At 74.9% G+C, this 16,498-nt stretch carries 15 protein-coding genes and 1 pseudogene; 10 read left to right on the top strand and 6 right to left on the bottom strand.

The features are described from left to right. The first annotated feature begins 36 nt into the window (after positions 1 to 36). Positions 37 to 1,143, top strand: coding sequence for an NAD(P)/FAD-dependent oxidoreductase (locus JXZ78_RS09245; RefSeq protein ID WP_030020394.1), 1,107 nt, complete (start codon positions 37 to 39; stop codon positions 1,141 to 1,143). 156 nt (positions 1,144 to 1,299) lie between these two features. Next, positions 1,300 to 2,001: a DEAD/DEAH box helicase family protein gene (locus JXZ78_RS09240; RefSeq protein ID WP_157851600.1), complete on the top strand. Its 702-nt coding sequence runs from the start codon at positions 1,300 to 1,302 to the stop codon at positions 1,999 to 2,001. A 59-nt stretch (positions 2,002 to 2,060) separates the two neighbouring features. Here the strand turns inward: JXZ78_RS09240 and lplAB are convergent, their stop codons facing one another. Together lplAB and JXZ78_RS09230 are read right to left on the bottom strand one after the other, a co-directional pair. Further along, complete coding sequence (gene lplAB / locus JXZ78_RS09235; protein ID WP_030020396.1) at positions 2,061 to 3,128, bottom strand: lipoate-protein ligase LplAB; 1,068 nt, start codon at positions 3,126 to 3,128, stop codon at positions 2,061 to 2,063. A 169-nt stretch (positions 3,129 to 3,297) separates the two neighbouring features. Beyond that, the gene (locus JXZ78_RS09230; protein WP_078624287.1) at positions 3,298 to 4,083 is read right to left on the bottom strand and encodes an SIR2 family NAD-dependent protein deacylase; all 786 of its coding nucleotides are present in this window, start codon (positions 4,081 to 4,083) and stop codon (positions 3,298 to 3,300) included. A 173-nt stretch (positions 4,084 to 4,256) separates the two neighbouring features. Between JXZ78_RS09230 and JXZ78_RS09225 the strand changes: the two genes are divergently transcribed. The 3 genes from JXZ78_RS09225 to JXZ78_RS09215 all read left to right on the top strand — a co-directional run bounded on the left by JXZ78_RS09225 (position 4,257) and on the right by JXZ78_RS09215 (position 8,704). Continuing rightward, complete coding sequence (locus JXZ78_RS09225; protein WP_030020398.1) at positions 4,257 to 6,107, top strand: gamma-glutamyltransferase family protein; 1,851 nt, start codon at positions 4,257 to 4,259, stop codon at positions 6,105 to 6,107. A gap of 190 nt (positions 6,108 to 6,297) precedes the next feature. Continuing rightward, the gene (locus JXZ78_RS09220; protein WP_030020399.1) at positions 6,298 to 7,245 is read left to right on the top strand and encodes an inositol monophosphatase family protein; all 948 of its coding nucleotides are present in this window, start codon (positions 6,298 to 6,300) and stop codon (positions 7,243 to 7,245) included. 40 nt (positions 7,246 to 7,285) lie between these two features. Further along, complete coding sequence (locus JXZ78_RS09215; RefSeq protein ID WP_030020400.1) at positions 7,286 to 8,704, top strand: phytoene desaturase family protein; 1,419 nt, start codon at positions 7,286 to 7,288, stop codon at positions 8,702 to 8,704. Between the two features lie 123 nt (positions 8,705 to 8,827). Here the strand turns inward: JXZ78_RS09215 and JXZ78_RS09210 are convergent, their stop codons facing one another. Both JXZ78_RS09210 and JXZ78_RS09205 read right to left on the bottom strand, forming a co-directional pair. Beyond that, positions 8,828 to 9,736: a PDR/VanB family oxidoreductase gene (locus tag JXZ78_RS09210; protein WP_030020401.1), complete on the bottom strand. Its 909-nt coding sequence runs from the start codon at positions 9,734 to 9,736 to the stop codon at positions 8,828 to 8,830. A gap of 23 nt (positions 9,737 to 9,759) precedes the next feature. Further along, the gene (locus JXZ78_RS09205; protein WP_030020402.1) at positions 9,760 to 10,392 is read right to left on the bottom strand and encodes an MSMEG_1061 family FMN-dependent PPOX-type flavoprotein; all 633 of its coding nucleotides are present in this window, start codon (positions 10,390 to 10,392) and stop codon (positions 9,760 to 9,762) included. A 179-nt stretch (positions 10,393 to 10,571) separates the two neighbouring features. Here JXZ78_RS09205 and JXZ78_RS09200 point away from each other — a divergent pair, with 179 nt between their 5' ends. From JXZ78_RS09200 to JXZ78_RS09190, 3 genes and pseudogenes are all read left to right on the top strand, one after another. Further along, positions 10,572 to 11,195, top strand: coding sequence for a TetR/AcrR family transcriptional regulator (locus JXZ78_RS09200; RefSeq protein ID WP_030020403.1), 624 nt, complete (start codon positions 10,572 to 10,574; stop codon positions 11,193 to 11,195). A gap of 90 nt (positions 11,196 to 11,285) precedes the next feature. Then, positions 11,286 to 11,714: pseudogene (locus JXZ78_RS09195) on the top strand (GNAT family N-acetyltransferase); the annotation flags it as partial. Positions 11,715 to 11,858: 144 nt separating this feature from the next. Next, positions 11,859 to 12,389, top strand: a complete 531-nt coding sequence (locus JXZ78_RS09190; protein WP_030020404.1) for an O-acetyl-ADP-ribose deacetylase — start codon at positions 11,859 to 11,861, stop codon at positions 12,387 to 12,389. A gap of 64 nt (positions 12,390 to 12,453) precedes the next feature. On the opposite strand, the gene JXZ78_RS09185 is transcribed toward JXZ78_RS09190, so the two are convergent. After that, positions 12,454 to 13,215 carry a GNAT family N-acetyltransferase gene (locus JXZ78_RS09185; protein ID WP_030020405.1) on the bottom strand — a complete coding sequence of 254 codons (762 nt, stop codon included), beginning with the start codon at positions 13,213 to 13,215 and terminating at the stop codon, positions 12,454 to 12,456. 278 nt (positions 13,216 to 13,493) lie between these two features. On the opposite strand from JXZ78_RS09185, the gene JXZ78_RS09180 reads away from it, so the two are divergent. Both JXZ78_RS09180 and JXZ78_RS09175 read left to right on the top strand, forming a co-directional pair. After that, positions 13,494 to 14,966, top strand: a complete 1,473-nt coding sequence (locus JXZ78_RS09180; protein WP_030020406.1) for a DNA-3-methyladenine glycosylase 2 — start codon at positions 13,494 to 13,496, stop codon at positions 14,964 to 14,966. A 7-nt stretch (positions 14,967 to 14,973) separates the two neighbouring features. Further along, positions 14,974 to 15,546 (top strand): methylated-DNA--[protein]-cysteine S-methyltransferase, encoded by a 573-nt coding sequence (locus JXZ78_RS09175; protein ID WP_033037932.1) that lies wholly within the window; start codon positions 14,974 to 14,976, stop codon positions 15,544 to 15,546. An 84-nt stretch (positions 15,547 to 15,630) separates the two neighbouring features. Here JXZ78_RS09175 and JXZ78_RS09170 read toward each other — a convergent pair whose 3' ends face one another. Beyond that, the gene (locus JXZ78_RS09170) at positions 15,631 to 16,497 is read right to left on the bottom strand and encodes a nucleotidyltransferase domain-containing protein (RefSeq protein WP_078624288.1); all 867 of its coding nucleotides are present in this window, start codon (positions 16,495 to 16,497) and stop codon (positions 15,631 to 15,633) included. Position 16,498 lies beyond the last annotated feature (1 nt).

Raw genomic sequence — 16,498 nt, 5'->3', positions numbered from 1 at the left:
AAGATGAGGGACGACGTCGGCCGGGAGGAGAGGCAGATGCGCGTCGCCGTGGTCGGTTCGGGCATCGTCGGCGCGAGTGCCGCCTGGCATGCGGCCGGGCTGGGCGCGGACGTGGTGCTCGCCGGGCGTGTGGCCCCCGGCGAGGCGACCGCGGCCGGCGCGGGCATCGTCTGTCCCTGGGCCTCCGAGCACGACGACCCGGACTGGTTCCGGGTCGCCGCGGAAGGGGCCCGGTACTACCCGGAGCTGATCGGCGGACTCGCCGAGGCGGGCGAGCGCGGCCTCGGGCACCGGGCCGTCGGCGCGCTCGTTCTGGCCGCCGACGACGCGGACCTGCGCCGTATCCACCGGCGGGTGCTCGAACGGCGGCGCGACACCGCGGACACCGGCGAGGTGGACCTCCTCGGCGAGTCCGAGGTGCGCGCGCTGTTTCCGCCCCTCGCGCCCGGCTCCCGGGCCGTACACATCGCCGCCGGTGCGCGGGTCGACGGCGGGCGGCTGCGGGACGCGCTGCTGCGCCAGGCGCGGCACCGGGGCGTCGATGTGCGTCCCGGCCGCGCGGCGCTGCTGCGTACGGCGGACCGCGTCACCGGCATCGAGGTGGACGGCGAGCGCGTCGCCGCGGACGCGGTCGTCGTCGCGGCCGGGGCCTGGGCGCCGGAACTGCTGGCGCCGGCGGGCGTCACCGTACGGGTCGCACCGCAGCGCGGCCAGATCGTCCACCTGTCCCTGCCCGGCGCGGACACCGGGAACTGGCCCGTCGTCCTGCCCCGCGCCACCGGGCACTACCTCGTCCCGTTCGACGGCTCACGGATCGTGGCGGGCGCCACCCGGGAGACCGGTACCGGCTTCGACCACCGGGTGACGGCCGCCGGACTGGCCGAGGTACTGACCGAGGCCCTGGCCGTCGCGCCCGGACTGGCGGGCGCCACCCACCTGGAGACCCGGGTCGGCTTCCGCCCCGTAGGACCGGACATCCGTCCGCTGCTCGGCCGGGTCCCGCAGTTGGCGGGCCTGGTCGTCGCCGACGGCCTCGGGCCGACCGGGCTGACGGTCGGCCCCTGGGCGGGACGGGTCGCCGCGCTGCTCGCGACGGGCGGGGACCCGGGGCTGGACCTGAGCCCCTACGACCCGGTGCGCTGACCGGCGCACGGCCTCGGCGGGGGCGCACAGGACGTGCGGAGGCGCGCGGGGGCGCGCACCGACTCAACCGTCCCTGCCAACTCTTTGCCCACTCCTGATGCTCCCCATACGGGGCGGCCTTGGAGCCGCACGGCCGATGCGGGGACCATGGACCGTATGAGGCGCCCTCCATCGGGAACACCCTTCGGTCCTGCTGTCCGGACGACGACCGCCGCGGCCGGCCGGCTCTCCCACGTGCGGTGGATCGCCGGCGGCACCGGAGCGGGCAAGAGCACGCTGGCGATAATCCTGGCCCGGCGCCACGGCGCCGTGATCTACCGCGGTGACCTGGCCCAGCACACCTGGCTGCCGCGTTGCACCCCACGGCAGCACCCGCACTTCCACGCGGCCCGCGACGAGCCGCCCGGCTCCCTGTGGGACAGCCGCAGCCCCGACGAGGCGTGCGGCTTCGCGCAGCGCGTGGTCGCCGAGACCTTCGCCTTCGAGGTCGAGGACCTCCTGGCGATGCCCGCCGACCGGCCCGTCCTGGTGGACTGGTTCGGCAACCTGCCGAGCCAGCTCGCGCCCCTGCTCACCCGCCCCGACCAGGCGGTCTTCCTGCTGCCCACCCCCGAGTTCCGGATGGCGGCGCTGCGCGCCCGGCGCAACGTCCCGGTCCGGTCCCTGGTCAGCTGGGGCAGCCGGGCCCCGGAGTCCACCCTGGCCAAACGGCTGGCCCGGGACGAACTGTGGGACGCCGAGGTACGCCGCCAGGCCGCCGCCCACGGAAACACGGTGATCACCATGGACGGCGACCGCCCGGCCGGCGACCTCGCGGACGAGGTGGCGGCACGCTTCCGGCTGGGCACGGCGGCGTAGCAGTCGGGGCGTACGAGACGGGGCGTATGAGACGGAAGCGCAGGAGACGGCGGCCGCCCCTACGGAACCCGCGCCGTCCACTCCGGCGAGCTGAACTTCCCGCCCGCCAGCTCCTGGGCCCGCGTCATCTCCTCCGGGGAGACCGTGCCGTCGCTGCCCCCGTACCGTGCGCGGAACGAGCCGATCATCCGCTCGATGACCTCCGCCCGCGGCAGTCCGGTCTGGCGGCGCAGCGGGTCCACCCGCTTCTTCGCGCTGCGGGTGCCCTTGTCCGACAGCTTCTCCTTGCCGATCCGCAGCACCTCGACCATCTTGTCCGCGTCGATGTCGTAGGACATGGTCACGTGGTGCAGCACCGCCCCGTCGCCCGCCACCATGCGTTTCTGCGCGGCGCCGGCGATCTTCCCGGCGTCGGTGGCGATGTCGTTGAGCGGCTTGTACCAGGCGTTGATGCCCATGTCGCCGAGGGCGGTCAGCACCCAGTCGTCCAGGTAGGCGTAGCTCTCGGCGAAGGTCAGCCCCTGCACGAGCGAGGCCGGTACGCACAGCGAGTACGTGATGGTGTTGCCCGGCTCCACGAACATCGCGCCGCCGCCGCTGATGCGCCGGACGACCGTCACGCCGTGCCGTGCGGCGCCCTGCGGGTCCACCTCGTTGGCCAGCGACTGGAAGCTGCCGATGATGACGGCGGGACGGTCCCACTCCCACACCCGCAGGGTCGGCGGGCGTCGGCCGGCGGCCACCTCGGCGGTCAGCACCTCGTCCAGGGCCATGTGCAGCGCGGGCGGCTGCGGCGCCTCGTGGATGATCTGCCAGTCGAAGTCCGTCCAGTCGGTGGCCTGCGCGACGGCGCGGCGTACGGCGATGCCCACCGCCTCCGCCGTGAACCCGAACAGCACCGCGCCGGGCGGCAGCGCCGCCTCGATCCGGGCCGCCAGCCCGCGCGCGTCGGTGTCGGCGGGCGCGCCCTCCAGCGCCGCGTTGATGGCGCCGAGCGCCTCGTCCGGCTCCAGGAAGAAGTCTCCCGCGACCCGGACGTCGCGCAGCTTTCCGCCCGTCACGTCGAGATCGACGACCACGAGCTTGCCGCCCGGCACCTTGTACTCACCGTGGTGCTTGCCCTGCACGGCGCATCCTCCCGCTGTTCTGTCGCGGCGCACGGCCCGGGCGGCCGGCAGCCGGGACCACCGTAGCGCTGCCGGCGGCATTCCCGGCAAAGGGGGCGGTTCCGGAGCCGGGCCGCGCAGGACACGAGGGCCGCGCAGGGCGTGTGGGTGGCTCAGGGCACGAACATGGCTAGGGCACGAGCGTGGCGAGGAGGGCCGGGAGGGCGGTGCCGATCGGGGTGCGGATCGTTTCGGCGGCCAGGCCGTCGTACGGGGTGGGATCCGCGTTCATGATGATCAGCCGCGCTCCGTGCTCGGCGGCCACTCCGGCGAGCGAGGCGGCGGGCTGGACCTGGAGGCTCGTGCCGACCGCGATGAACACGTCGGCCGCCTTGGCCACGCTCATCGCCGTACCGAGCACCTGCGGGTCGAGCCGCTCGCCGAACATCACCGTCGCCGACTTCAGGATGCCGCCGCACTCCGCGCACGCCGGGTCCGGGTCGCCCGCATTCACCCGGGCGATGGCTTCGGACATCGGCGAGCGGGCGTGGCAGCGGGTGCAGACGACGAAGCGGCCCGTGCCGTGCAGTTCCAGGACCTTGCGGTCGGGGACGCCGGCGAGCTGGTGCAGGCCGTCGACGTTCTGGGTGATGACACGGACCGGTACCCCGGACCGCTCCAGCCGGGCGATCGCCTCGTGGGCGGCGTTGGGCTCGGCGTGCAGTGCCGGGCTGTCCCGTCGCACCAGCCAGGCGCGGCGCCGTATCTCCGGGTCGTTCATGTAGTACTCGTACGTGACGAGCTTCTCCGCCTCGGGGTCCTGCCGCCACACCCCCTGGGGCCCGCGGTAGTCCGGGATGCCGGAGTCGGTGGAGATACCGGCTCCGCTGAGGATGGCAACCAAGGGGCGCCGGGCGCTGTCCGGGGCCGCGGGGCTGGTAGGGCTGGCAGGGCTGGTGGGTTCGGTACCGGTCATACCGAGAGCCTACGGAGCGGCGGCGGGCGGTGGCGAGCGCATCAGGCGACGCCCGCCGACCGGTGAATGTGATCAGGAAGGGGAGCGGACGGGGCATTTCCGGGGGCGGCGCGGGGGAAGGGGCGGGAAGAGACCGCCCGTCCGTCCGTACGACGCGAGGAGAACCGAGAACCGTGTTCACCACCCGCCCGACCCTCCAGGGAACCTTCGGCATGGCCGCGACCACGCACTGGCTGGCCTCCCAGTCCGCGATGGCCGTGCTGGAGGACGGCGGCAACGCCTTCGACGCGGCGGTGGCCGCCGGGTTCGTGCTGCATGTCGTCGAGCCGCACCTGAACGGCCCGGCGGGCGAAGTGCCGGTCGTCCTGGTGCCCGCCGGCGGGCCGGTGCGGGTGCTGTGCGGCCAGGGCCCGGCGCCCGCCGGGGCGAGCGTGGCGCACTACACCTCGCTCGGGCTCGGGCTGGTGCCCGGCACCGGACCGCTCGCCGCCGCCGTACCGGGTGCGTTCGACGCGTGGATGCTGCTGCTCCGGGACCACGGCACCAAGTCCCTCGGCGAGGTGCTCAGGTACGCCGTCGGGTACGCGGAACACGGGCACCCGGCCGTCGAGCGGGTCGGCGAGACGGTGGCGACGGTCCGGGAGCTGTTCGAGACCGAGTGGATATCGTCCGCCGAGATCTACCTGCCGGAGGGGCGGCCGGTCGCGCCCGGCGGACTGCTCAGGAACCGGCCGCTGGCCGCCACTTGGCGCCGTCTGATCGCCGAGGCGGAGGCCGCCGGACCCGGCCGGGAGGCGCAGATCGACGCGGCCCGGCGGATCTGGCGCGAGGGCTTCATCGGCGAGGCGCTGGCCGGCTTCGCGGCCCGCCCCGCCATGGACACCTCCGGCGAGCGGCACGCCGGCACCCTCTCCGGTGACGATCTGGCGGCCTTCTCCGCGACGTACGAGGACCCGGTCACGTACGACTGGAACGGCTGGACCGTGGCGAAGCCGGGCGGCTGGTCGCAGGGCCCGGTCCTGCTCCAGCAACTCGCCCTGCTGCCGCCGGAACTGCCCGCCTACGGCAGTCCCGAGTACGTGCACCTGCTGATCGAGGGCTGCAAGCTGGCCATGGCCGACCGCGAGGCCTGGTACGGCGACGCCGCCGAGGTGCCGCTCGGCACACTGCTGAGCGAGGACTACAACGCGGCGCGGCGGGCGCTGATCGGGGAGCAGGCCTCGTACGAGCTGCGTCCCGGCAGCCCGGACGGCCGTACGCCCCGGCTGAGCAAGCACGCCTTGGCCGTCGCGGCCGGGGAGGACGCCGCCGGCGCGCCGGGCGCCGCCGGTGCCGGGGCGGGCGAGCCCACGGTGGCGACCCCCGGCACCCCCGGGGCCGCCCCCGTCATCGCCCCCGAGGTCGACCGGAGCGGCGCCACACGCGGCGACACCTGCCACATCGACATCGTGGACCGCTGGGGCAACATGGTCTCCGCGACGCCCTCCGGCGGCTGGCTCCAGTCCAGCCCGGTGGTCCCCGCACTCGGCTTCCCGCTCGGTACGCGCCTCCAGATGGCCTGGCTGGAGGAGGGACTGCCGAACTCGCTGACGCCCGGCCGCCGGCCGCGCACCACCCTCACCCCGTCCCTGGCGCTGCGCGACGGCGTGCCCGTGATGGCCTTCGGCACCCCCGGCGGCGACCAGCAGGACCAGTGGCAGCTGCACTTCCTCCTCGCCGCCGCCCTGCGCGCCCCCGTACGCGGCGGTCTCGACCTCCAGGGCGCCATCGACGCCCCCAACTGGCACAACGACTCCTTCCCGGGGTCCTTCTTCCCGCGCGCCATGCGGCCGGGCAGCGTCACCGTCGAGTCCCGCATCGGTGCGGACGTCATCGGGGAGCTGCGGCGGCGCGGGCACGCGGTGACCGTCGGCGACGCGTGGTCGGAGGGGCGGCTGTCCGCGGTGGCGCGGGACCCGGAGAGCGGGGTGCTGTCGGCGGCGGCGAACCCGCGGGGGATGCAGGGGTACGCGGTGGGGCGGTAGCCGGGAGCGGGGCGGGCGAGCCGGGACCGGGGCCGGTGAGCCGGGCGGGCCGACACCGGCCGCGGGCGGGCCGGGCCGGGGCGGGCACCCGTACGGAGCGCGGCCGGCACCCCGCCGGGCCCGGCCCCCGGCATCCGGAGTTCACCTCCTGTCCAGCTCCCGTGTCAGTGGGGCGTGGTTCGATGGAGTCATGATCGAAGCGATTCGTACGGATACGGGAGACACGACGGACGAGACGGGCGCGGTGGGCGGCGCCGCGGCGCACACGGCCGAAGAGCAGGGCGCGGCGGCCGGTGCCGCGGCGCACACGGCGGACGAGGTGCTGCGCGCGCTGGACCCGGCCGCCGTCGAGGACGCCGTTCGCAAGGCCGCGGCGGCCGAGATCATGCCGCGGTTCCGGCAGCTCGCCGCCCACGAGGTGCTGGAGAAGAACGGCCCGCACGACCTCGTCACGGTCGCCGACCGGCTGGCCGAGGAGCACCTGACCGCCGCCCTGACGAGCCTGCTGCCCGGCTCGCTGGTGGTCGGCGAGGAGGCGGTGCACGCCGATCCGGCCGTGCTGGAGGCGCTGGACGGCGACGCGCCGGTGTGGATCGTCGACCCGGTCGACGGCACCCGCCAGTTCGTGCACGGCGACCCCGGCTTCGCCACCCTCGTCACCCTTGCGCTGCGCGGCGAACTGCTCGCCTCCTGGACGTACGCCCCGGCCCTGGACCTGATGGCCACCGCCCGCCGCGGCGCCGGCGCCGAGCTGAACGGGGAGCCGCTGCGCCGGAGCGCCCCGGCCGCCGGTGCGGTCCTGGACGTGGCGATATCGCACTACGACTTCACCACCGACGAGCAGAAGCGGGTGCTGGCCGTCCTGGAGACCGACGGCGTCGCCCCGCGCCCCTGCGGCTCGGCGGGCCTGGAGTATCTGCACATCGCCACCGGCGAGCTGGACGCCGTGGCCTTCAGCTGGGAGAACGCCTGGGATCATGCGGCGGGGCTGCTGCTGGTCCACGAGACGGGCGGGGCGAGCGGCACGGTCGCCGGCGAGCCGTTCCGCATAGCGGGGGGCAACGCGCTGCCGTTCACCGCGGCACGGGACGCGGAGACCGCCCGGCGTATCCTCGGACTGCTGGCGGCCGCCAACTGATCCTCGACGGCGAGGGTCGCTGACGAGGGGAGTGGCGCAGGTGCCGACGATGCTCGATGCCGTGGTGATCGGGGCAGGCCCCAACGGGCTGACCGCTGCCGTCGAACTGGCCCGCCGCGGCATGTCCGTGGAGGTCTTCGAGGCCCACGACACCATCGGCGGCGGCGCCCGCACGGAGGAGCTGACCCTCCCCGGCTTCCGGCACGACCCCTGCTCGGCGGTGCACCCGCTCGCCGCGGGCTCGCCCGCCTTCGCCGCCATGGACCTGGAGCGGCACGGCCTCCAGTGGCTGCACCCCGACCTCCCGCTGGCGCACCCCTTCCCCGACGGTACGGCCGCGGTGCTGGCCCGCTCCGTCGGCGAGACGGCGATGTCCCTCGGCGTGCACGACGCCGGGGCGTACCGCCGCCTGCTCACGCCCTTCCTCGGCAAGTGGGACACCCTCGCCGCGGACTTCCTGCGCACCCAGTGGCTCGGCCTGCCGCGCGACCCGGTGACGTACGCCCGGTTCGGCCTGGCCGCGGCCCAGCCGGCCGCGCTGCTCAACCGGCGCTTCCGGGACCAGAAGGCGCGCGGCCTGTTCGCCGGCCTCGCCGCGCACGTCATCGCGCCGCTCAGCAGCCCGGGCACCGGCGGCGCCGCGATCATGTTCGCGCTGGCCGCGCACGCGGGCGGCTGGCCGATCCCGCGCGGCGGCTCCCAGGCCATCCCCGACGCGCTGGCCGCGCTGCTGCGCCTGTACGGCGGCGAGGTGCACACGGGGTACGAGGTCAAGCGGCTGGACGACCTGCCCCCGGCCCGCGCGTACGTCTTCGACACCTCGCCGACCGCCCTGGCCCGGATCGCCGGGCTCGGCAACGCCTACCGCGGCGTGCGGTACGGGCCCGGCGTCTTCAAGATCGACTACGCGCTGTCCGGCCCGGTGCCGTGGACCTCCGCCGCGGCCCGCCGGGCGGGCACCGTGCACCTCGGCCCCACCAGCGGCGAGATCGGCACCGCGCTGCGGGCCGCCGCCGACGGCCGCGCCCCGTCCGTACCGTTCCTGATCACCTCGCAGCCCACCCTGACCGACCCCACCCGGGCGCCCGAGGGCAAGCACACCTTCTGGGTGTACGGGCACGTCCCGCACGGCTGGGAGGGCAACGCCACCGACGCGGTCGAACGCCAACTGGAGCGCTTCGCGCCCGGGTTCCGCGACCTGGTCCTGGCCCGCGCCGTCGCCGGGCCGCCCCAACTGGCGGCCCGCAACGCGAACTACGTCGGCGGGGACATCTGCTCGGGCTCCGCGGCGGGCCTGGGCCTGGTGATCCGGCCCAAGCTGGCGCGCGTCCCGTACACCACCGCCCATCCGGCGGTCTTCCTGTGCTCCCAGTCCGCCCCGCCGGGGCCCGGCGTCCACGGGATGTCCGGCCACCACGCCGCCCGGGCGGTCTGGTCGCGGCTGCGGCCCACCCGCTGACCCGGAGCCCGCCGGCCGGACGTGTCGCGGTCCGGCCGACGGGCCCGTGCGCGGCACGCACCGCATGCTCCGTACGGCTCGGAGCCTGTGTCATCACCCCGGCCGGGGTGATGACACACGCTCTCAGAGGTCCAGCACCAGCCGCGGGCCCAGCGCACGGGAGACACAGGCAAACATCCGGCCCTCATCGGCGCCGACGTCGTCCCGGTGCTCGACCTCCCCCTCCAGGACGGTGATCTCGCAACTCCCGCAGACGCCTTCGCGGCACCCCGACGACACCGGGACCCCGGCGTGCTGCAAGGCGTTCAGCAGCGAATCGTCGGCGTCCACCTGCACCGTCCGCCCCGACCGGGCGCACGCGACCTCGAACGCCTGATCGGGGGCGAAGACCTTGGGCGCCGGCTGGAACCGCTCCGTGCGCAGCTGCCCGGGGGGGAAGGCGGCCTCCACGGCCGTGAGCATGGAGGCCGGCCCGCAGCAGTAGACCAGGGTGCCGGGTGCCAGCTCCGCCGCCAGTGCGGCGAAGTCCGGCCTGCCGTGCTCCTGGGTGGTGACGATGCGTACGGCGTCCCCGTAGGCCGAGCGCAGTTCCCCGGCGAAGGGCATGGTGGCGGCCGCCCGGCCCGCGTACACGAGGGAAGCGGGCAGTCCGGCCGCCACCGCCGCCCGCAGCATCGGCAGGACCGGGGTGATGCCGATCCCGCCGGCGAGGAAGAGGTAGCCCGGCGCGGGGTCGAGGGGGAAGTTGTTGCGCGGCAGCGACACGTCGAGCGCACGGCCCGGGCGCAGGAAGCGGTGGATGTACTCGGAGCCGCCGCGGCTGAGCGGGTCGTACCGCACGGCTACGCGATAGGTCTCGCGGTCCGTGGGGTCGCCGCACAGGGAGTACTGCCGGGTGAGCCAGTTCGGCAGGGCCACGTCGACATGGGCGCCCGGCTCCCAGGGCGCCAGGGGGCCGTCGGCACCGCGCAGGACGAGGGAGACGACGTCCTCGGCGACCGGGTCGATACGGTCGAGAAGAGTCCGCTGCATGGATGATTCCCTTTCCGGCACGCTCAGAAGAGCTTGCGGTAGGACGCTTCGAGGGCGGCTTCGAACTGTTCCGGGGCGATGTCGACCCCGAACTGCGCGGCGGCGACCTCCCCGGCCGACGGCAGCTCGTCGGCGAGGGCCTGGCTCGCCGGGTCCCACAGCCGGGACCGCAGGAGCGCGCGGCCGCAGTGGAAGTAGGCCTCGGTCACCTCGACGGCGATCGCCAGGGCCGGCGCCTTGGCCTCGGTACGCATCCGGGCCAGCACGTCGGGCTCGTCCGTGGGGTAGGCCCGGCCGTTGACCCGCAGCGACTCCCGCATCCCGGGGACCAGGAAGAGCATCCCGATCTCCGGGTTCTCCACGATGTTGCACAGCGAGTCGGCGATCCGGTTGCCCGGCCGGTCGGGTATCGCGAGCAGGTTCTCGTCGAGGACCTTCACGAACCCGGGGTAGTCACCGCGCGGCGAGCAGTCGGCCCGTCCGGCCGCGTCGGCGGTGGCCAGCGACATGAAGGGGGAGTGCGCGATGAACATGCGGGCGAACCGGTCGATGTGGTCGATCTTCTTGTTCTCCAGCATCGGTTCGGGTTCACCGATCTTGGCGCGGACCTCGTCCAGGGACAGCCGCCGTGGGCGGGTGCGGACGTGCGTCGTCATGAAGACTCCTTCCGGGAGGGCGGCACGGCGGACGGGCGCGGGCGGCACCGGCGCTCCCGACCCCCTCGCGCTCCGCGACGGCCGCGGCGGCAACCGCTCCGCCGCAGCTCATGGCACCATTGTGAGCAATTGCTCAGGTCTTTGCTACTCGCATTCGCTGGTCTCCGGGGAGGAGTGCCATGACCACGGACCGCCGCGGCCTCCAGCCACGTAAACAGCCACGTCAGGCCCGCGCCGAAGCCACCAGGCAGCGCATCCTCACCGCCGCTGCTCACGTTTTCGCCGAGTACGGTTACGCCGCGGGGACCACCAACCGCATCGCCGAACGGGCGCGGGTCTCGATCGGCTCGCTGTACCAGTACTACCCGAACAAGGATGCGATCCTGGTGGAGCTGGTGACCCGGCACCTCGACGCCGGGATAGCCGCCGCCGGCCGCCACCAGGACGGCGAGGCGCCCGAATCCCTCGAAGAGACCATCCGCCTCTTCGTGCGCACCTCGATCGACAACCACCTCGACGACCCGCAGCTGCTGCGCGTCATGGCCGAGCAGGGGCCCCGGTCCCCGGAACTGCTCGACAAGATCTCCCGGCACGGGCGGGAGCGGATCGCCTACGCCCACGAGCTGTTCGCCCGGCACCCGGAGGTCCGGGTCGCGGACACCCGTACCGCCACCCGGCTCGTGGTCAGCACCATCGAGCTCGTCGTCCACCAGCTCCTCGCCGCGCCGGACCCGGTCGACTCCGCCCGGCTGGAGGACGAACTCGTCACCATGCTCACCGGCTACCTCACGGCGGCCCGCTGACGGTACGGGCGCCCGCGGCCCGGGCGGCGGGGGCGGCCGAGCCGGAAACTCCCGTGCGCTCCGCTCGTCGCGCGTGGTAATCCCCCTGCCATGAGCGATCTGCAGACAGCGCGGCTGGTGCTCCACCCGTTGACCGCCGCCGAGGCGGAGCGGCTGGTGGCGCGTGCCCCGGCGGACGGGGAGCGGTGGGCGCCCGGCTATCCGACGGACGGGGACGTGGAGTCCGCCACCGACTTCCTGGGCCACTGCGCGGCCACCGGCGACCCGCAGCCGTTCGGGGACTACGAGATACGCCGCCGGGCGGACGGGCTGGCCATCGGCAGCCTCGGCTTCCACCGGCCGCCCGACGCGGACGGCACGGTGACGATCGGCTACGGGCTGGTCCCCGCGGCGCGCGGCGAGGGGTACGCGGCCGAGGCGCTGCGCGGGCTGCTGTGCCTAGCCAGGGAACGCGGCCTCACCCGGGTCAAGGGTGACGCCGACCTCGGCAACACCGCGTCCCAGCACGTCATGGCCGCCGCCGGGATGCGGCCGGTGGGGGAGGACGAGCGGGTGAAGTACTTCGAGATCACCTGGCCCGGTGGGACGGCGGGCGCGTCCGCCGACGCGACAGCGGGCCGTGACGTCCGTACGGCGGGCCGCACGCCGGGCCATGATGGCCGTATGACCGCACCCTCACCTCACCCGCCCGCCCTCACGCTCGTCGCGGGCGACATCACCGAGCAGCGGGTCGACGCCGTCGTGAACGCCGCCAACTCCTCGCTGCTGGGCGGCGGGGGAGTGGACGGCGCGATCCACCGGCGCGGCGGTCCCGAGATCCTGGCCGAGTGCCGCGCGCTGCGCGCCTCGCGCTACGGCAAGGGCCTGCCCACCGGGCAGGCCGTGGCGACCTCGGCGGGCCGGCTGCCGGCCCACTGGGTGATCCACACCGTCGGCCCCGTCTGGGCGAAGTCCGAGGACCGCTCGGACCTGCTCGCCTCCTGCTACCGCGAATCGCTGCGGGTCGCCGACGAGCTGGGTGCCCGTACCGTCGCCTTCCCCGCGATCTCCGCCGGGATCTACCGCTGGCCCCTGGACGACGCGGCCCGCATCGCCGTCGAGACGGTGCGGGCCACGGAGACGGCCGTCGAGGAGGTGCGCTTCGTGCTCTTCGACGAGCGGGCGTACGCGGCGTTCGCCGCGCGGGTGGGCTGAACCCGGGCACCGGCCGGGAACCGCTCGGGGCGGTCCCGCCGGGAGGTGTCCTGCCTTCCGCCGCTCAGGCCGAGACGATCCGCGCGGACACGCAGGGGTCTTCGTTGCGGTAGCCCAGGCGGTCGTAGAGCCGTTCGGCGGGCGTGTTCTCGGCCAGCTGCCACAGCGTGCAGAACCCGTGCCGCCGTACGGTGTGCCGGGTCAGCCACGAGGTCAGCGCGGCGCCGAGACCCTGGCCGCGCTGGGCGGCGTCGGTCGCGACGGACGCCATCAGCGGCGCGCCGCTGTCCCGCAGGCTGCTCATCGCGCCGCACGCCACCAGCCGCCCGTCCGCGCCGCGGATGCCCGCCCAGAGGCTGACGTCGGCGGAGCCGGGGCCGGTGGAGTGGGCCGGACTGTGCTCGTTGAGGAAGGCGAGCAGTTCGTCGTGGTGGCTCTCGTCGAGCGTGACCACCCGGTCCTCCGCAGGGTGGACGGCCGGTTCCGCCAGCGTCCAGCGGAAGATCCACTCGACCACGTCGGTCACCGCCAGATGACGGCCGACCAGCGTCTCGGTGCCACGCGGCCCGGTGAACTCCCGTACCTGGTCGGGAAAACCCTGCGCGGCACGCAGCACGAGACCGGCGGCGGCATCCGCCTCGCCGACGCTCCACACATGCCCGCGAGGGGCGTCGAGCCAGGCGGCAGCACCGCTGTTGCACCAACTGCTCCGGTCGGCGGGCCGCTGCCGGGCGGCGCCGAAACGCAGGAGGGCGGCGCCCTCCTGGAGCTCCAGGCCCTGGGTGAACAGGTCCTCGGTCCGGGGGAGAAGAGTCGTTGCCTGCATCACTCTCTGAGAAGGACGTAGGGATGGGAACGACCCCGGACACGCTGGAGGCGCGGCCGGAACCGTTCGTCTGAAGGAGGGGGTCCCGGCAGCGGCTGCGCACCCGTGCGCGCCCGGCCGACCGGGTGGTCAACTCTCGCACACCGCCCCCGGCCCGGCGCAAATCGTCGGCGCGTGCCGTATGCCACCCGGCAGGTCGCCGGCGGCCGGACTGGTCAGCGGACGCTGATGTCGGAAAACCGCCAGCCCAACCCTGGTGGCTGCCGGATCCTGGAGGCATGCACACCGACTTCGAGCGCTGTCTGCGCGCCGTGCGGTCCAAGGACGCCAGGTTCGACGGGTGGTTCTACACGGCGGTGCGCACCACCCGTATCTACTGCCGTCCCAGCTGCCCGGTGGTGCCGCCCAAGCCCGAGAACATGACTTTCTACCCGAGTGCCGCCGCCGCTCAGCAGGCCGGGTACCGCGCCTGCAAGCGGTGCCGCCCGGACGCCAGCCCCGGCTCGCCGCAGTGGGACGAGCGCGCCGACCTCGTGGCGCGCGCCATGCGGCTGATCGCCGACGGCGTCGTCGACCGGGAAGGCGTACCCGGCCTGGCCGCCCGGCTCGGCTACAGCACCCGCCAGGTCGAACGGCAGCTGCTCGCCGAGTTGGGTGCCGGGCCGCTCGCGCTGGCCCGCGCGCAGCGCGCCCAGACCGCGCGGCTGCTCGTCGAGACCACCGAACTGCCCATGGCCGACGTGGCGTTCGCCGCCGGGTTCGCCAGTATCCGGACCTTCAACGACACCGTACGGGAGGTGTTCGCGCTCGCCCCCACCGAGCTGCGGCGGCGCGCCCGGCCCGGAGCCGCCTCGGCCCTGCCCGGCGCGCTCGCCCTGCGGCTGCCCTTCCGGCAGCCGCTCTGCCCCGACAACCTCTTCGGCCACCTGGCCGCGACCGCCGTACCCGGCGTCGAGGAGTGGCGGGACGGCGCGTACCGGCGCACGCTGGCCCTCCCGTACGGGCACGGCATCGTCGCCCTGTCCCCGCGCCCCGGCCACATCGACTGCCGGCTGTCCCTCACCGACCTGCGCGACCTCGCCGGGGCCATCGCCCGCTGCCGCCGGATGCTCGACCTGGACGCCGACCCGGAGGCGGTCGACGGGCTGCTGGCCGAGGACCCCGTCCTGGCGCCGCTCGTCCGCAAGGCGCCGGGGCGTCGGGTGCCGCGCACCGCGGACGCGGACGAGTTCGCGGTACGGGCCGTACTGGGCCAGCAGGTGTCCACCGCCGCGGCCCGTACGCACGCGGGCCGACTGGTCACCGCGCACGGCCGCGCGGTCGACGACCCGGCGGGCGGCCTGACCCACCTGTTCCCCTCCGCCGCCGAGCTGGCCGGACTGGACCCGGAAACACTCGCCATGCCGCGCACCCGGCGCGCCACCCTCACCGGCATGATCGCGGCCCTCGCCGACGGCGCTGTACAGCTCGGCGTCGGCAGCGACCGGGAGCGGGCCCGCGCCCAGCTCGCGGCGCTGCCCGGCGTGGGCCCCTGGACCGTCGAGTGCGTCGCCATGCGCGCCCTCGGCGACCCCGACGCCTTCACCCCCACCGACCTGGGCCTGCGCCGCGCCGCGGCCGGCCTCGGACTGCCGGCCACCCCTGCCGCGCTCATACGGCACTCGGCGCGCTGGCGGCCCTGGCGCGCGTACGCCGTCCAGTACCTGTGGGCCACCGACGACCACCCCATCAACCACCTCCCCACCGACTGAGGCCACCATGTCCGATCCCGTGCCCACCCGTACCGGCGGCGAGCGCTGCCACGCCGTCCTGACCGACACCCCGTACGGCCCGCTGACCCTGGTGGCCGAGGGCGAAGCCCTCGCCGGCCTCTACATGACCGACCAGCGCCACCGCCCGCCGCAGGAGTCCTTCGGACCGCCGGAGGACCTGGAGGCCGCGCCGTTCGCGGCGGCCGTGCGGCAGTTGCGCGCCTACTTCGACGGCGCGCTCACCGCCTTCGACCTGCCCCTGGCACCCCGGGGGACGCCCTTCCAGCGCCGCGTCTGGGCCGCCCTGTGCGACATCCCGTACGGCGGGACGCTCTCGTACGGGCAGCTCGCCGCGCGCCTCGGTCAGCCCTCCGCCGCCCGTGCTGTGGGCCTCGCCAACGGGAAGAACCCGATCGGCATCGTCATCCCCTGCCACCGCGTGATCGGGGCGAGCGGCAGCCTCACGGGATACGGCGGCGGACTCGACCGCAAGCGCCGCCTGCTGGACTTCGAGCGGGGCGGGGCCGGGGGAGGGCCGGGGGCGGCGGAGCCGGGCGGGCAGCAGGCTTTGTTCGGCTGAAGCCCCGGGGAACGAGCGGCGCAGCCTGTACCGGCGTCGGGTGTGCGGGTGCGCGGGTGTGCGGGTGTTCCGGCGGCCAGGCTTTCAGACGCCGCCCTCGACCACGGCACGGACGTCCGCGACCAGCAGCTCCGCCGCTTCCAGCGACCGCGCCAGCTCCGCCTCCGTACGGCCCAGTTCGCCCAGCAGGGCGCTCGCCCGCTCCGCGAACCCGGGCGGTGTGCCGGGCATCGCCGCGGCGGCGGCGAGCGCGCCCTTCTCGTTGATGCACCAGGTCCGGTGGTGGGCGTGCAGCGCCTGGGTCAGGTCGCCCACTGCCCGTGACAGGCAGAGGGCCACGTACAGCGGGTCCGCGGACGTCCGGGACTTGCCCGCGACGGTCACGGAGAATCCGGCGTCCCATACCGCCGTCCCGGTCAGCGCGGCGCGCAGCGGCTCCGGGTACACCCGCATCTCCTCCTTGAGGCGGCCCAGCTCGCCGGTGGGGTCGGCCAGTACCCGCGACAGGGCCAGTTCGCCCGCGTACGCGGGGGACCAGAAGCCCAGTGGGTGCCCGACCTGGGCACCGATCTCGTACCGGCCCGCCTGACACTCCCGCCACACCCGTTCCACCCGGTCGGCATCCCGAAGGAGCCAGTCCACGGGGGTGCCGTCCGGCATCACCAGCCACGCGCCGCCGTTGACCCACGCACCCCACGCGCCCGGCGGGTGGATCTCCACCGGCGCTCCGGTGATCTGGGCGGCCAGGTCCGCCAGGCCCGCGAGGCCCAGCTCGCCCCGGTAGTAGACCCCCAGGTCCCAGTCGGAGTCCGGCCGGTGCGTACCCCGGGCCCGGCTGCCGCCGAGCGTCACGCCGACGACCCCGGGCACCTCGGCCAGGGCGGCCGCGCCGCTCCTCGTCCAGTAGTTCTCCTGCGTCCCGTCCGCCCGGGTGGCCGCTGTGTTCTCCATG

The organism is Streptomyces monomycini (genome assembly GCF_022271435.1).
GTDB classification, from domain to species: domain Bacteria; phylum Actinomycetota; class Actinomycetes; order Streptomycetales; family Streptomycetaceae; genus Streptomyces; species Streptomyces monomycini.
Note: the sequence above shows the minus strand (reverse complement) of the source record. Positions and strands in the feature narration are given on the sequence as shown.

Coding starts and splice junctions, on each gene's coding strand:
- JXZ78_RS09185 (WP_030020405.1), bottom strand. CDS start 13,215: ATGCAGGCAACGACTCTTCTCCCCCGGACCGAGGACCTGTTCACCCAG.
- JXZ78_RS09180 (WP_030020406.1), top strand. CDS start 13,494: ATGCACACCGACTTCGAGCGCTGTCTGCGCGCCGTGCGGTCCAAGGAC.
- JXZ78_RS09200 (WP_030020403.1), top strand. CDS start 10,572: ATGACCACGGACCGCCGCGGCCTCCAGCCACGTAAACAGCCACGTCAG.
- JXZ78_RS09170 (WP_078624288.1), bottom strand. CDS start 16,497: ATGGAGAACACAGCGGCCACCCGGGCGGACGGGACGCAGGAGAACTAC.
- JXZ78_RS09245 (WP_030020394.1), top strand. CDS start 37: ATGCGCGTCGCCGTGGTCGGTTCGGGCATCGTCGGCGCGAGTGCCGCC.
- JXZ78_RS09220 (WP_030020399.1), top strand. CDS start 6,298: ATGATCGAAGCGATTCGTACGGATACGGGAGACACGACGGACGAGACG.
- JXZ78_RS09240 (WP_157851600.1), top strand. CDS start 1,300: ATGAGGCGCCCTCCATCGGGAACACCCTTCGGTCCTGCTGTCCGGACG.
- JXZ78_RS09210 (WP_030020401.1), bottom strand. CDS start 9,736: ATGCAGCGGACTCTTCTCGACCGTATCGACCCGGTCGCCGAGGACGTC.
- JXZ78_RS09190 (WP_030020404.1), top strand. CDS start 11,859: ATGACCGCACCCTCACCTCACCCGCCCGCCCTCACGCTCGTCGCGGGC.
- JXZ78_RS09175 (WP_033037932.1), top strand. CDS start 14,974: ATGTCCGATCCCGTGCCCACCCGTACCGGCGGCGAGCGCTGCCACGCC.
- JXZ78_RS09205 (WP_030020402.1), bottom strand. CDS start 10,392: ATGACGACGCACGTCCGCACCCGCCCACGGCGGCTGTCCCTGGACGAG.
- JXZ78_RS09230 (WP_078624287.1), bottom strand. CDS start 4,083: ATGACCGGTACCGAACCCACCAGCCCTGCCAGCCCTACCAGCCCCGCG.